The organism is Aeromonas sp. R3-1, assembly GCF_040908345.1.
Lineage (GTDB): Bacteria > Pseudomonadota > Gammaproteobacteria > Enterobacterales > Aeromonadaceae > Aeromonas > Aeromonas veronii.
Window position 1 is genome coordinate 15,832 of the sequence record NZ_JBFODN010000215.1, and the last position, 14,343, is coordinate 30,174.

Consider the following 14,343-nt stretch of genomic DNA (forward strand, 5'->3'; position numbering starts at 1 on the left):
GTGTATGGCAGAGCAAGTGACGGCGAAAAAAGACGCCAAGACACAACAGCTGAAAGTTCCTCCCCACTCTTTTGAGGCCGAACAGTCCGTACTGGGCGGCCTGATGCTGGATAACGATGCCTGGGATCGGGTTGCCGAACGGGTGATCGATCAGGATTTCTACAGCCGTCCGCACCGGTTGATCTTCCAGGCTATGACCCGCCTCTCCAACGTGGGCAACCCCATCGACCTCATCACCCTGCAGGAGGAGCTGGAGCGCTCCGAACAGCTGGAAGAGGCGGGCGGCTTTGCCTATCTGGTGGAGATCGCCAAGAACACCCCGAGTGCCGCCAACATCAACGCCTACGCCGAAATCGTGCGCGAGCGGGCGGTCGTACGGGAGATGATCTCGGTCGCTAACGAGATAGTCGAAGCGGGTTACGAGCCACAGGGCCGTACCTCCGGCGATCTGCTGGATCTTGCCGAGAGCAAGGTATTCAAGATTGCCGAGCAGCGCACCAGCGCCAACGAGGGGCCCCAGCCCCTGAAGCTCATCCTCGAGCAGACCGTCGACAAGATTGAAGAGCTGTTCAAGACCCCCCACAACGGGGTGACCGGGGTATCGAGCGGTTACAACGATCTGGACAAGATGACCGCCGGTTTGCAGCGCTCGGACTTGATCATCGTGGCGGCCCGTCCCTCAATGGGCAAGACCACCTTTGCCATGAACCTCTGTGAGCATGCGGCCCTCACGGCCGACAAGCCGGTGCTTATCTTCTCGCTGGAGATGCCCTCTGAGCAGATCATCATGCGTATGCTCGCCTCGGTCGGTCGTATCGACCAGACCAAGGTGCGTACCGGTCAGCTCGACGACGAGGATTGGGCACGCCTCTCCTCCACCATGGGATTGCTGCTGGAGAAGGGCAAGATGTATATCGATGACGCCTCCGGCCTCACCCCGACCGATGTGCGCTCCCGTGCCCGTCGGGTGGCGCGCGAGCACGGTGGCCTCTCGATGATCATGGTGGACTACCTGCAGCTGATGCGGGTCCCGGCGCTCTCTGACAACCGTACCCTGGAGATCGGCGAGATCTCCCGCTCCCTCAAGGCATTGGCGAAAGAGCTGCAGTGCCCTGTGGTGGCGCTCTCCCAGCTGAACCGAAGTCTGGAACAGCGGGCCGACAAGCGCCCGGTCAACTCGGATCTTCGTGAATCGGGCTCCATCGAGCAGGATGCGGATTTGATCATGTTTATCTATCGTGATGAGGTTTATCACGATGACAGCCCGGACAAGGGGATTGCCGAGATCATTATCGGCAAGCAGCGTAACGGCCCTATCGGAAGAGTGCGCCTCACCTTCCAGGGTCAGTTCTCCCGGTTCGACAACTATGCCGGTCCGGCGTTTGATGACGACTATTGATGTAAACCCAAGGTGATGGCGGTTTCGCCATTACCACGACTGCCCTGATCGATAGCCAGTCATTGGCTGCCGTTCAGGGCCTGTTTTCCCGGTTCGACAATTATGCCGGTCCGGCCTTCGACGACGATAAGTGAGTGGCGGTCTTCTGCCCGATGAGGGGGAGACCATTTGTGCCCTCGTAAGGGAAAACCATGAAAGCGGCTACTGCCCAAATCAACACTGCGGCCTTGCGCCACAACCTCGCCGTGGTCAAGCGCCACGCTCCCGCTTGCAAGATCATCGCTGTGGTCAAGGCCAACGCCTATGGCCACGGACTGCTGCCGGTCGCCCGCACCCTGGTGGATGCTGATGCCTATGCGGTGGCCCGTATCGAAGAGGCGCTGATGTTGCGCTCCTGCGCCGTGGTCAAACCCATCGTCCTGCTGGAGGGCTTCTTCTCCGCCGATGACCTGCCGGTGCTGGCGGCCAACAATCTGCAGACGGCGGTTCACACCTGGGAGCAGCTCGAAGCGCTGGAGCAGGTTGAGCTGCCAGCGCCCGTGGTGGCCTGGCTCAAGCTCGACACCGGCATGCACCGCCTCGGGGTGCGTGCCGACGAGATGCCCGCCTTTATCGAACGACTCGGCAAGTGCAAGAACGTGGTGCAGCCGTTCAACATCATGACCCACTTCAGCCGTTCCGATGAGCTGGAGCGGCCTACTACCCGCGAGCAGATCGACTTGTTCAGCAAGTTGACCGCACCGCTGGCGGGCGAGCGGGCCATGGCCAACTCGGCGGGCATTCTGGCCTGGCCAGACTCCCACTGCGACTGGGTTCGCCCCGGTGTCATCCTCTATGGCGTGTCGCCCTTCCCCAACACGGTAGCGGCCGATTATGGCCTGCAGCCAGTGATGACCTTGAAGACCCAGCTGATTGCGGTGCGGGATCACAAGGCGGGCGAGCCGGTGGGCTATGGCGCCAACTGGGTGTCAGAGCGCGATACCCGGCTCGGGGTGATCGCCATCGGCTACGGTGACGGTTATCCGCGCATGGCGCCCAATGGCACTTCGGTGCTGATCAACGGCCGCATCGTGCCGCTGGTGGGGCGTGTCTCCATGGATATGAGCACGGTAGATCTTGGGCCCGGCGCAACCGACAAGGCCGGCGACGAGGCGGTGCTGTGGGGTGAGGGGTTGCCGGTGGAGCGGGTGGCCGACGAGATTGGCACCATCCCCTACGAGCTCATCACCAAGCTCACCTCCCGTGTCTTTATGGAATACGTCTGATGTGGCAGCAGTGCCTGCTGACGTTGAAGCCCCGTTCGCGGGGCTTTCATCTGGTGACGGACGAGCTGGTGGCCAAGCTGCCGATGCTGGCGGATTATCGGGTCGGCATGGCCCACCTGCTGCTGCAACACACCTCCGCCTCGCTCACTCTCAATGAGAATTGCGACCCCAGCGTGCGCAGCGATATGGAGGCCCATCTGCACCGGCTGGCGCCGGAAGATGCCCCCTACTATCGCCACACCTATGAGGGGGCAGATGACATGCCTGCCCACATTAAATCCTCCCTGCTCGGGGTGAGCCTGCTACTGCCGATCCGTGACGGTCAGCTGGCACTTGGCACCTGGCAGGGGATCTGGCTTGGCGAACATCGCGTCGATGGTGGCGCCCGCAAGGTGCTGGTGACCCTGCAGGGTGAGTAATCAGACTACAACTAGCTGAAAGATGAAGATAAAAAAGAGGGATGGCGCCGAGCCATCCCTCTTTTGTTTGCCAGTAGTGAAGCGCTCTGCGTGACTCAGCCGACCTTGAAGGGGGTCAACTCGGCCAGCGGGGCGGCGTCCATAAAGGCTTGCGGCTCCTGACCTTGTTTGAAGATCTTGAAGTCCTGCTCGCGGGTGCTCCAGTACTCAACGGTATCGCCGCTGATCTGCAGCAGGCTCGCTTCGCGCAGAGCCACCACATATTCACTCGGGTTGATGGCGCAGAACTCTGCCAGACGCTCATCGCGGGTCTCGCCCATGTGGCCGCTGATGCTGGCATCCAGATAGTGCGGGTTGATCTGCAGCGGGAACAGGCCCAGCGCGGGCAGCACGGCGGCGTTGCAGACCGGCATGTCGTTGGTGGTGCGGATGCTCGGGGTCGCCACGTTGCAACCGGCGCTCCAGCCCACATAGGGGACGCCCCGTTCGCGCACGGCACGCTGGATCGGCACGATCAGGCCGTTTTCATGCAGCATCTGGTTGAGGCGCCAAGTGTTGCCGCCACTGATAAAGATGGCGTCGGCCTGATTGACGGCCGCGACCGGATCATCGAAGTGATGAATGCTGATGGTCTTGATCCCGAGGCTCTCGGTAAGTTCGTTGGCGCGGGCATCCCAGTCGCTGCGGATCACCGCGTAGGGGATGAGCAGGATGCGCTTGACCTGTTTGCGCGCGAGCAGGCTTTGAACCCGATCGCGGGCCCAGCCGAGCAGACCCGGACATTCGTTGGCTTTACCATTGCTTAGCAGAAGCAGTTCCATCAAATCGTTCCTCAAAAAGTGAAAGCGGAGGAGGGAGGGACACCGGATCCGCCGTGCGGCCGGATGGCAAGAGCGGGCATGCTACCACCATTGGCGAGGTGGTTCTGTGATCGCGAGGCCCATTCAACTGTTATGGATGGTGGATGCCATGCCAAGCGGTGGATTAATGAGCCGTGGTCAACGCGCCACCCCTCGCCCATAAAAGACCCCGCCGCAGCGGGGTCATGGCAGAGTTAGTCGAGTTTGAGATCGACCCACACCATGCGGTGATCCGAACTGACTCCCTTGGCGATGCCGAGTTTCGCATCATAGACCAGGTGATAACCGGCCTCGAAGCTGGCAGGCCAGAAGACGCCGCTTTTGACCGCGTTGAGGTTGGCGGAGGGGATGACGTGATCCAGCTGCAGCACGCTGGAGTTGGTGATGCGTTCCGGGTTGGGGCGATTGAGGTTGCGTTTGCAGTCGGTCCCCTTGCTGACACACTCCGGGCCCCCTTCGCTGACCGGGATCAGGGTGCCATTGGTGATGGCCTGATTCATCAGCGGGTTGTTTAGCAGATCCTGAATGGCGGTCAGGTCACCGTCACCGGTGAGCGGATCGGCGTTGAGATCACCCGCGATAACAAACTTGGCATTTTTGGCCAGTCCACCCTTTGTGCCCTTGTCATCGGTCATGTAGTTGAGACCCTTGACGTAGTCATTCCAGAAAGCGATCTCGGCGCGGTTGTGCTTGACGGTGTGACGCGCCGCGTTGGCAAAGATTGGCGGGGTCGGGTGGGAGATCAGGAAGTGGATCACCTCTTCACCCTTCTCGGTCTTGATGCGTACCGGCACATCGGCGTGGTTCTTGGAGGAGAGCGGGTACTGCTGCCAGGCCGCGTCTTCATACCAGGCATCGCCACACTGGCGGCTGGCCGGGATCTTGACCTTGGGATTGTTGCAGTCATCGATGACGGGATTCTGCTCGCCCGGCATATCCTTCCACTTGAAGTTCTGGAAGGTACGGATCTGCTTGGTGTCAATGGGATATTTGGACATCACCGCAAAGGCGTACTGGCCGTGGTAGTTGCCAAAGCCCCAGGCATCGTCGGGGCCGCTGTTGACCTTGCCATCCAGATTGAGGTCATAACCGCTCATCAGGCCGGTGTTGGTGGCGAAGTTCTGCATCACCGGATAGCTGATGGCGGTCACTTCGGCGTGTTGGGCGTGAGCCAGATAGTTGTCGTTGAAGGCTTTCAGATCTGCGGTGCTCTCGCCTTTGCCGTCGTTGTCGAACTCGTTGAGCAGGAACACATCCGGGCGGGTGCGCTGGATGATCTCCGCCACGTTGCGGATCTGCTGCACGTTCTTGGCTTTGGTTTCAGTGGCGCCGCTCAGGCTCCCTTCGGCGAGGCGGGCCAGCAGGGCATCCTGCTCGGTGCGGGTCAGCGCCAGCTCACCGGTCAGCATACCGGCGGCCGTGCGGTCAAAAGAGAGGTTGAAGGTGGCAAAACGAACCATGGGATCAGCTGCCTTTGAGTCGTTGTCGCTGTTGCAGCCAGCCAGCATCCCGAGGGAAATAGCGGCAGCCAGTAGGGTCTTGTTGATATTTTTCATTGTAATTATTCCGTAGCATCAATGAGTTATGCCTTCTGTGAGGCGGCGCCATTATAAGTAGACGGCGATGCTGCGGGGATTTTGCCTGAGCAAAGTGTGAGGATATTCACACCACATATCTGGCGATGATGAATGTTAGCAGGGCGATATGGGGTGTGAAAAACCGGTTTATACGCTGCAGTTTTCGGGATGAATAGCGCGCCTCCTGCCGTTACCGCACTCTGAGTTTGTCACACCACCATCGGCAGGCCGCTTTCGGGGTGGTGGATCACCTGTGCCGGATAGTCATAGAGACGGGCGATCAGCTCAGGGGTGAGCACCTCGGCAGGCGTGCCATCGGCCATCAGCTTACCCCGTTCCAGCATCACCAGCCGATCGGCATAGCGCGCCGCCAGATTGAGGTCGTGCAGCACCACCAGCACAGCTGTATTGCGGCTGGCGAGGGCGCGCGCCATGGTGAGCAGCTGATGCTGGTATTTCAGGTCCAGCGCCGAGGTGGGTTCGTCGAGCAGCAGCAGGCGGGGTTGCTCGGCTTGCCCGGTCGGGGAGGGAGCTTGCCAGATCTGCGCCAGCACCCGGGCAAACTGCACCCGCTGCCGCTCGCCGCCGGAGAGCCCGGGATAGAGCCGTTTGGCCAGATGCTCGACCCCGGCATGGGTCATGGCCGCTGCCACAATTTCGTCACGCCGCGCCGCCGGTTCACTGTGGGGCAAGCGCCCCATTGCAACCACTTCCTCGCAGAGAAAGGGGAAGTTGAGGGAGGAGCTTTGCGGCAATACCCCGAGTCGGTGGGCCAGCTGGCTGCTGTCCCACTGCTGGCGATCTGCACCAAACAGGGTGATGGAACCCTCATATTCCAGCTCGCCGGTCAGGCATTTGAGCAGAGAGCTCTTGCCCGCCCCGTTGGGGCCGAGCAGGGCGGTGAGGGTGCCGCTCTCGAGGTCGAGATTGAGCCCATCCAGGATCTGGCGCTGGCCACGGCGCAGGCTGAGTCGGGTGCAGCTCAACATGGGGGAGGAGAGTGAGGATGAGAGTGGTTGCATAACAGTCCGTATCACAGGGCGCGGCGGCCTTTTACCAGCAGCCAGATGAAGAAGGGGGCGCCGAGCAGGGCGGTGATGATGCCCACCGGCAGCTCGGCAGGGGCCAGCAGGGTGCGTGCCAGCATATCGGCTGCCAGCAGCAGGGCGGCGCCGAGCAGGGCTGAGAGTGGCAGCAACCTGACGTGGTTGGGGCCTGCCAGCAGGCGCACCAGATGGGGCACCACCAGCCCGACGAAGCCGATCATCCCCGATACCGCCACCGCCACGCCGACGCCCGCGGCGGTGAGCAGAATCAGGCGGCGCTTGAGGGATTGCACATTGACTCCCAGATGACGAGCCTCTCCTTCACCCAGCAGCAGGGCATTGAGGGGATTGGCATCGCGCATAAAGAGCCACAGCAGGGCCGCCAGGGTGAGCAGGGCCAGCGCCACATCGGCCGGTTTGCCTGCCGCCAGCGTTCCCATCTGCCACAGGCTCAGGTTGCGCAGCATCTGATCGTCCGCCAGATAGGTGAGCAGGCCGATCACTGCACCGGAGAGCGCAGTGATGGCGACCCCAGCCAGTAGCATGACGGTGACCGAGGTGCCGCCCTCACGGGTGCCGAGCAGATAGACCAGGGTGGTGGTGAGCGCGCCGCCGAGAAAGGCGAGCAGCGGCAGCAGACCAACCCCTATGGTGGCTTGCAGCTGCTGACCGAGGGGGGCCAGCAGCACGATGGCGAGCGCCGCGCCGAGCGCCGCACCGCCGGAGACACCTATGATGCCGGGGTCAGCCAGGGGGTTGCGAAACAGCCCCTGCATCACGGCGCCACAGAGCCCGAGGATCCCCCCCACTGCGATGCAGAGCAGGGTTCTCGGCAGGCGAATTTCCTGCACGATCAGCAGCTTGTGTGACTCTATCCCGCTCTCCTGCCCGGCAAACAGCGCCCGCAGACTCTCGCCCAGGGTGAGGGTCATGGGGCCGGTTGCCAGCGAACCGAGCAGCAACAGCGCCAGTGCGGCCGTGGTAAAGGCCAGCAGCCAGGAGAGGGGTAACCGCATCATGACCCCTGCTTGATCCACTGGGCGATCTGGTTCGCCTGTTGCAGGGAGTTGAGGCTCAGGCCCCCTTGCAGGGCTTGACCGTCGATGGCGTGAATGGCGTTGCGCTTGCCTGCCGGGGTAGCCGCCAGGGCGGGCACTTCGGCCAGCACCTTGGCCGGATCGGCATATTGCTGCCAGTCACGACCGCTGACCAGTACCAGGTCGGGCTGCATCTCGATGAGGGATTCGGCGGATACCGGCTTGTAGTTGCGCAACTCGGCGACCGGATTGATGCCGCCTGCCAGCGAGATCAGCGCGCTGGCGGTGGTGTCCCCCCCGGCGATGCTGGTGGGTTGCCCCTTGTGCAGCAGCAGGAAGGCGACCTTGAGCGGTTTGTTCTGTTTGGCTTGCGCCGCCAGCTGATCGGTCTGGGCCTGGATCTCTGCCTTCAGGCGATCGCCAGCGGCTTTATCGCCCAGCAGGCTGGCGAGGGTGTCGATACGCTGGTTGAGGTTGGCGAGAGTCGGTGCGGTATCCAGCACCTCCACCTTGACCCCGGCACGACGCAGCTGATCCAGGGTCGGGGCCGGGCCCATCTCGTCGCTGCCCACCAGTCGGCTGGGGGAGAGGCTCAGGATCCCTTCGGCGGCCAGTGCCCGGTGATAACCCACCTTGGGCAACCCTTTTGGCAAGGGGCTGCTGACATCGGTGGCGATCAGGCTCGATTCACCGCCAAGGGCCAGAATGAGTTCTGTGGTGGCCGGGCCGATACTGACGATACGCTCTTTCTGTCCGTCGGCGGCAACGGCAGAGAAGGGAGAGAGTGAACTGCAGAGCAGGGTGATGGCGAGGGCAAGACGACGGCCCATGCTAACCTCCGAAGGGGTGAATGAAACGGGTGTGCCGCCGAGAATATCAAGGCTTTGGAAAAAATGCACTGATAATGATAGCAATTATCAATTGCATTGGTTTCGGTGCTTTATTAGAGTAGCCGCCATGATAAACAGCGGGACGACCTGGTCCCGCAGAGGGAGAAAACATGAGCATTGCACAACGCATTCACGCGCTGCTGGAGCAGGATCCCGGCGCTCATCCGTCCACCCTGGCGGCCCAGCTTGCCATCAGCGAATGGGAGGTGGTTCGCCATCTGCCCGCCGAGCTGGTGACCCTGCTACCCGCCGATCGCGCACAAGGTCTGCTGGAAGATCTGGCCGACTGGGGCCCGGTGACCACCATCGTCGAATCTGAAGGCTCCATCTTCGAGGTCAAAGCCCCCTTCCCGAAAGGCAAGGACGCACGCGGTTACTACAACCTGATGGGCCGCGACGGTGAGCTGCATGGTCACCTCAAGCTCGACAACGTGGCGGGGATTGCGCTGGTCAGCAAGCTGTTCATGGGCAAGGAGGGGCACTCCTTCCAGTTCTTCGGTCACTCCGGCCGCTGCATTTTCAAGGTCTATCTGGGTCGCGACGAGAAACGCCAGTTGCTGGACGATCAGGTCACCCGTTTTATGGCGCTGCGCCACAACTCTCAAGAGGAAGTCAAAGCATGAGTGAACGTCAGGAGCGTCTGCAGAACCGCCTGCAACCGGAGATCCGCGAGTTTCGCGACAGCTGCCGCACCCTGCAGCTCGCCACCGTCGATGGCGAAGGCAATCCCAACGCCAGCTATGCCCCGTTCGTGCTGCAGGAAGATGGCTACTATGTGCTGATCTCCGAGATCGCCCGCCACGCCCGCAACCTGCAACAGGTGCCCCGGGTATCCCTGATGCTGATCGAGGATGAGAGCGGTGCCCGCGAGCTGTTTGCCCGCAAGCGCTTGACCTTCGATGCGGTGGCTGAAGTGGTGTCCCGTGACGACGCCCGCTGGAGCAAGGCGGTGGCGGCACTGGAAGGTCGTTTTGGCGAGATCATCAAGGGTCTCTCCAACCTCAAGGATTTCAAACTGTTCCGCCTCAAGCCGGAGCAGGGGTTGTTCGTCAAGGGCTTCGGTCAGGCGTTCGCGGTTTCCGGTGACGAGCTGGTGGATTTCGTCCATCTGGTGGAAGGGCACAAGCGCATCGACAACGGTGCCGAGCTCACCAGCCCGGCCGATGCGCCGGTCTGATAATCCCTGTCGACCACGACAGCCGTCATAACAAAACGGGCAGCCACTGGGCTGCCCGTTTTTATTGCGTTATCTCATCCGGCCTGTTCAATCCTGCCAGGAGGCCTTGTTGGGAAAAGCGCGACGATCGGCATCGGTGGCCGTTTCGTTGCACTCTCCCCGCACCTTCCAGGAGGTCTGGCTCAGTACGATGTAGCCCTGGCGGCAATACTGCTTGGTCGCCAGGGTCTCGGTCAGCAGGTTCTCCTGCAACGCCTCCCGCTGCTCCAGCAGCCGCTGGCTCTGGGCCGCCGAGAGGCCGCGTGGCAAGGTGTCGTTAGGCGCGGCTTCAAAGGTGAACCGCTTGCTCCCCTCCTCGTTGATGTGGGTCAGAAACAGGGGATCCGGCCCGTCATACTTCTGGCCGGGCAAGCTGGAGCAGGCCGACAGCAGGGGAACAATCAACAACAGGGTGGCAGACAACAGGCGCACGACAGACTCCAGTGAGAAACGAGGCGAGGCTCGCAGATTAGCACGGCTGCAGGGCGGGTGTTACTGCCATCAGCTCGTCGGTGGTGAGCAGGGTCACACTGCGCCCCTCCGGTAGGCTGAGGTGGCGCCACATCCAGTGATGGTGCTCGGTGATCTGGGCCGCACTCAGGTGGGGGCGATCGGCGGTGGTGTGACCATCGCTCAACACCAGCACCTCGTACCCATGGGAGGCGGCACTGCGCACCGTGGTATCGACGCAAAAATCGGTGGCGCAGCCACAGAGAATGAGTCGCTCGACCGGCTGCTCGGCCAGCAGGAAAGCAAGCTCGGTATCGAGAAAGCTGTCACAGGCTGTCTTGCGTACCCGGCTCTCCCCCTTGGCCGGTTGCAGCGCACTGTGCAACTGCCAACCCGGGGTGCCCGGTTCCAGTTCGGTACCGGGGGGCGAGTCATGTTGGATATAGATGACCCGTCCCTGTTGCTGCCTGACATGGGCTGCAGCCCGATTGATATTGGCCAGCACCTGCTCCTGGCGGTAACGGGGCTCGTTGAACAAGCCTTGCTGCACATCGATGATCAGTAACACATCCATATTTTACCCGCCGTTTCCTGGAAGATTAGGGTTGCAGCCACTGGCTGCAGTCACGACTGCGGGATTGATGCAGCGCGCCCATATCTTGCTTCATCTCGTCACTGTTTTGCCAGCGCTTAGGCAGCGGCATGATGGTTACCTGCACATCGGCTGCGCGATCTGCAACAGAGGTCTCATCTGTGCGGGGCACGACCAGCGCCACCTTGAGGGCAGGATTGCGGCTGGCGATGCGACTGGCGAGTCCAAGCCCCCCCTCGACGTGGAAATTGCCGGCGATATGCATGATCTGCTGGCCCGGGTGCTTGGCGAGATAATCCACCATGCTCTCGGCCATGGTGTCATCCCAACTGGTCTGGGCGGCGAAGCGGCGGGCGTTGCTGTCGGCGTCGCCGTGGTGCATGGAGGCCATAAATTTCTGTTTATAGGGATCATCCCCTAGCGTCAGTTGGCGGGCCAGCTGGCTGCGGCGCGACGCGGGCAGTTTGTCGAGCCACTCAGCCCCCTCCTGACCGACACAGCTCACCAGCGGTTTGGGGGCGTTGGCGGCGATCACCGGCATCTGGTGAGCCTTGGCAAACTCTACCAGCGGGCGGTAGTCGCTCGGATAGTTGGGCCAGGCGTTGCCTTCGCGGATCAAGGCCGCTTCACCAATCTGGTTCGCCAGATAGGCATCCAGCGTCTTCTGGTCGGCGCGGCTGAACTGCTCCATGGAGAGGGCCAATGGCCGACCGTGCTGCTGACCTGCGGTGTAGAGCCTGCTCAGCAGGCGCGATTGCAACAGATGCACGGCGGGATGGCTGTGTAGCTCACCCACCAGAATGATGTCGGCGTCGGCAATGCGCGCGATTGCCTGCTCCTGCGTCAGGTCTGCGTCTCCCTCGCTGCTTAGCCGGTAGTCATAGAGCGTCTGCAACTGTGATGACTGGGTCGGTTGGGTGGGGGTGGCACAGGCTGCCAGCAGCAGCGGCAGGGCGAGCAGGGGAAGTCGTCTAATCATGGGATCTCACGGCTGATATGCCCGGATGCCGGTGCATCTCGGGGGCTAATAGAGAATAAGGGCAACACAGGGCGACAGTGTAAAACCAATTTGGCTCAAAACAAATGAGAATGATTTCGTTTCTTGTTGATCTTTGTCAGGAGCCGGGTAATATGCGGCCTGTTTGATAACAGTTCTCAATAAGGATTCGCTGTGACCCATCATAACGCACTCTCTCTGGTTGCCCTCGCCGTGGCGGCCGGTCTCTCCTCCCAGGTCTTTGCTGCCACCCAGAAGGCGGATGAAGTCGTTGTCGTCAGCGGCTCACGGATGGAGCAAAAACTGGAAGATGTCTCCGGCCCCATCTCGGTGATCACCGCCAAGCAGATTGAAGAGCAGGTCGTCACCAACGTCGCCGACCTGTTCCGCTACGAACCCGGTGTGACCGTGAATGGCGGTAGCCATAATGCTACTGATGGTCAAACCTTCTCATTGCGTGGTATGGGTGGAAATCGCGTCAAAGTGGTGAGCGATGGTGTTCGTCAAAACGATGCTTATAGCGAAGGTGGTGTAGGACAGAACTACTTCGATACTGACATGATCAAACAGGTTGAAATTGTTAAAGGACCTGCTTCAACTGCGTATGGCTCGGATGCTATTGGTGGGGTTATTGCAATTACGACCAAAGACGCATCGGATTTTTTGCGTAATAAAAACAGCTATGTTGATGTGACCAGTGGTTATGCATCCGAAAATGGTCAATGGATGGGCGGTTTTACAACCGCATTGCGTACCGGTGATTTTGAGCATCTATTACGCTATACAGAGCGTAATGGCGGCGTCAAACAGAACTATAAATCAAGTTTGTATGACTTTGATATTGTTGACCGTTCCGTTCTGCTCAAAAGCAAATGGCATATATCAGCAGTACAGCAGGCGCAGCTGACATTTGATTATTACGATCAAGATAAAGAATCCGATCCGTTTGATAACGCTAAAGATTTGAGACTGAAAGATGAGAAAAGTGAAAACTATCGCATCATGCTGGATCACCAGCTTAAAGTAAGCTCACTGCTCACAGATCGAGTTTCTTCGAAGGTTTACATCAGTAAATTTGACCAGAGCAATAATAAAAACACTGGTAATACAATAAAAGGAAGTTCAGAGCATAATACGTTTTTACAAGACGCCTTGGGTGCACAGCTACAGTTTGACAAGCGTTTGGGGGCAAACAGCATTGTTTGGGGTCTTGAGTATGAGAAATCAACTACAGAACGTGAGAAGACGAAAACCAGTTACCCGAGTGGCGCAATAGCGAACCGAAGCCCATTCCCGGATAGCGATACGCGGCGTGCTGCAGTGTGGTTCTTTGATAATATCGCGATTAATGATAAATGGCAGCTAACTCCGGGCATGCGGTATGATCATTATGAATTGCAAGCTACTTCCAGTAACGGTAAATCATCATTTGGCGAGATCAAGGAAGGTGAACTATCTCCAAAGCTTGGCCTTGTATATAAGGCCCATGAGCTGGCAAATATATATGCGCAATATAGCCATGGTTTCAGGGCTCCTACATATAGCGAGTCTTTAGCATCTGATAGCTATAGTGTGCCAGGTTTTACTCATGTCTTTATCCCTAACTCTGACTTACGTCCAGAAAGTAGTGATGGTATTGATCTCGGGGCTCGCGGCCAGTCAGATACAATTGACTATGATATTTCTGTGTTCAGGGCAAAATATAAAGATTTTATTGATACAGAAAATACATCATCCTTTGGTCGTACAGGTATGACAATGGTGACTAAGTATGTCAACAAGGATAAAGTCAATACCAATGGAGCCGAGTTGAAACTTGGTTACTGGTTCGATGATAATATATATACTTGGGGTGCTCTGTCATACATCAACGGAAAAGATCAAAATGGAAACTACATTAACTCTCTGAACCCTTTGAGTGGAAATATCGGTGTGCGTTTTGAACAAGCGCTCTGGAATTTCAATACCGCGCTTCGCTTTGCTGATGATATGGATAAGGTCGGTAAGGATGAAAACGGTAAGGAGTTTATGAAGTCAGCTGGTTGGGTGGCGGTGGATATGTATGCCCAGTTTAATCCTTTGCCTGAGCTGCAACTCAACGTTGGGGTCTTCAATCTGTTTGATCGGGAATACTCCACATATAATCGTCTCGCAGGGAAAGATGTCGGAACTGATATTAGTACCTTTACTGAACCGGGCCGCAACCTGAGTGCACGGGTCAAATACGTATTCTAAAGAGCAAACAACAGACGCAGATGATCAAAGGGGCTTCGGCCCCTTTTTTGTCGCCGCCATGTTGTGACGATGGAGCAGAGCAGATGTTTGCCTAAAAAAGAAACCCGCCATGGGCGGGTGGAAGGATTGCAACACTAACCAGGAGGAGGTGTTACCGGCGTTGTTTCCCAAATCGATACAGCTTGAATGGAACTAACTGAGTGTACAGATCTAGTTATCACCTGACACCGGCCTCAAACCGGTGTCTTGTTTACGCTACTTTAGAGCGCACTTCCTTCGGTATCAATTTCAGACCCTTTTTGAACATGCTGTAAGGGGTCTGCCCCTCCATCATCCTGCCTTGATGTGGCCGCTGGGTGT

The 14,343-nt window shown here is 58.9% G+C and carries 14 protein-coding genes and 1 pseudogene; 6 read left to right on the forward strand and 9 right to left on the reverse strand.

Features of this window, described 5'->3' with window-relative positions; genetic code table 11:
* Positions 1-4: 4 nt before the first annotated feature.
* The 3 genes from dnaB (at position 5) to AB5Y85_RS14025 (ending at position 3,083) form a co-directional block, all read left to right on the forward strand.
* The gene (dnaB, locus tag AB5Y85_RS14015; protein ID WP_041235109.1) at positions 5-1,399 is read left to right on the forward strand and encodes a replicative DNA helicase; all 1,395 of its coding nucleotides are present in this window, start codon (positions 5-7) and stop codon (positions 1,397-1,399) included.
* Positions 1,400-1,590: 191 nt separating this feature from the next.
* Complete coding sequence (gene alr / locus AB5Y85_RS14020) at positions 1,591-2,664, forward strand: alanine racemase (protein ID WP_257687668.1); 1,074 nt, start codon at positions 1,591-1,593, stop codon at positions 2,662-2,664.
* Positions 2,664-3,083, forward strand: coding sequence for a secondary thiamine-phosphate synthase enzyme YjbQ (locus AB5Y85_RS14025; RefSeq protein WP_005335267.1), 420 nt, complete (start codon positions 2,664-2,666; stop codon positions 3,081-3,083). The genes alr and AB5Y85_RS14025 overlap by 1 nt, the downstream gene beginning before the upstream one ends.
* Before the next feature lie 95 nt (positions 3,084-3,178).
* Here the strand turns inward: AB5Y85_RS14025 and pepE are convergent, their stop codons facing one another.
* The 5 genes from pepE to AB5Y85_RS14050 all read right to left on the reverse strand — a co-directional run bounded on the left by pepE (position 3,179) and on the right by AB5Y85_RS14050 (position 8,433).
* Positions 3,179-3,904 (reverse strand): dipeptidase PepE, encoded by a 726-nt coding sequence (gene pepE, locus AB5Y85_RS14030; RefSeq protein ID WP_257687669.1) that lies wholly within the window; start codon positions 3,902-3,904, stop codon positions 3,179-3,181.
* Positions 3,905-4,137: 233 nt separating this feature from the next.
* Positions 4,138-5,499, reverse strand: a complete 1,362-nt coding sequence (locus AB5Y85_RS14035; RefSeq protein ID WP_257687670.1) for an endonuclease/exonuclease/phosphatase family protein — start codon at positions 5,497-5,499, stop codon at positions 4,138-4,140.
* A 230-nt stretch (positions 5,500-5,729) separates the two neighbouring features.
* Positions 5,730-6,542 (reverse strand): heme ABC transporter ATP-binding protein, encoded by an 813-nt coding sequence (locus AB5Y85_RS14040; protein ID WP_257687671.1) that lies wholly within the window; start codon positions 6,540-6,542, stop codon positions 5,730-5,732.
* 11 nt (positions 6,543-6,553) lie between these two features.
* The gene (locus AB5Y85_RS14045) at positions 6,554-7,585 is read right to left on the reverse strand and encodes an iron ABC transporter permease (protein ID WP_005335261.1); all 1,032 of its coding nucleotides are present in this window, start codon (positions 7,583-7,585) and stop codon (positions 6,554-6,556) included.
* Entirely contained in the window at positions 7,582-8,433 is an 852-nt protein-coding gene (locus AB5Y85_RS14050) for a hemin ABC transporter substrate-binding protein (protein ID WP_139494071.1), read from the reverse strand. The genes AB5Y85_RS14045 and AB5Y85_RS14050 overlap by 4 nt, the downstream gene beginning before the upstream one ends.
* A gap of 170 nt (positions 8,434-8,603) precedes the next feature.
* Here AB5Y85_RS14050 and hutX point away from each other — a divergent pair, with 170 nt between their 5' ends.
* Entirely contained in the window at positions 8,604-9,116 is a 513-nt protein-coding gene (gene hutX / locus AB5Y85_RS14055) for a heme utilization cystosolic carrier protein HutX (RefSeq protein WP_058057835.1), read from the forward strand.
* Positions 9,113-9,670: a heme utilization protein HutZ gene (gene hutZ / locus AB5Y85_RS14060; RefSeq protein WP_047435363.1), complete on the forward strand. Its 558-nt coding sequence runs from the start codon at positions 9,113-9,115 to the stop codon at positions 9,668-9,670. The genes hutX and hutZ overlap by 4 nt, the downstream gene beginning before the upstream one ends.
* Before the next feature lie 87 nt (positions 9,671-9,757).
* On the opposite strand, the gene AB5Y85_RS14065 is transcribed toward hutZ, so the two are convergent.
* From AB5Y85_RS14065 to AB5Y85_RS14075, 3 genes are read right to left on the reverse strand one after another with little or no spacing between them, the layout of a single operon-like run.
* Complete coding sequence (locus AB5Y85_RS14065; RefSeq protein ID WP_257687672.1) at positions 9,758-10,141, reverse strand: hypothetical protein; 384 nt, start codon at positions 10,139-10,141, stop codon at positions 9,758-9,760.
* A gap of 37 nt (positions 10,142-10,178) precedes the next feature.
* Positions 10,179-10,733: a cysteine hydrolase family protein gene (locus AB5Y85_RS14070; protein WP_257687673.1), complete on the reverse strand. Its 555-nt coding sequence runs from the start codon at positions 10,731-10,733 to the stop codon at positions 10,179-10,181.
* A gap of 25 nt (positions 10,734-10,758) precedes the next feature.
* Positions 10,759-11,730 carry a ChaN family lipoprotein gene (locus tag AB5Y85_RS14075; protein WP_257687674.1) on the reverse strand — a complete coding sequence of 324 codons (972 nt, stop codon included), beginning with the start codon at positions 11,728-11,730 and terminating at the stop codon, positions 10,759-10,761.
* Positions 11,731-11,922: 192 nt separating this feature from the next.
* Between AB5Y85_RS14075 and AB5Y85_RS14080 the strand changes: the two genes are divergently transcribed.
* Positions 11,923-13,983: a TonB-dependent hemoglobin/transferrin/lactoferrin family receptor gene (locus AB5Y85_RS14080; RefSeq protein ID WP_257687675.1), complete on the forward strand. Its 2,061-nt coding sequence runs from the start codon at positions 11,923-11,925 to the stop codon at positions 13,981-13,983.
* Positions 13,984-14,233: 250 nt separating this feature from the next.
* Here the strand turns inward: AB5Y85_RS14080 and AB5Y85_RS14085 are convergent.
* Positions 14,234-14,343 (reverse strand): annotated as a pseudogene (locus AB5Y85_RS14085) (IS481 family transposase); the annotation flags it as partial.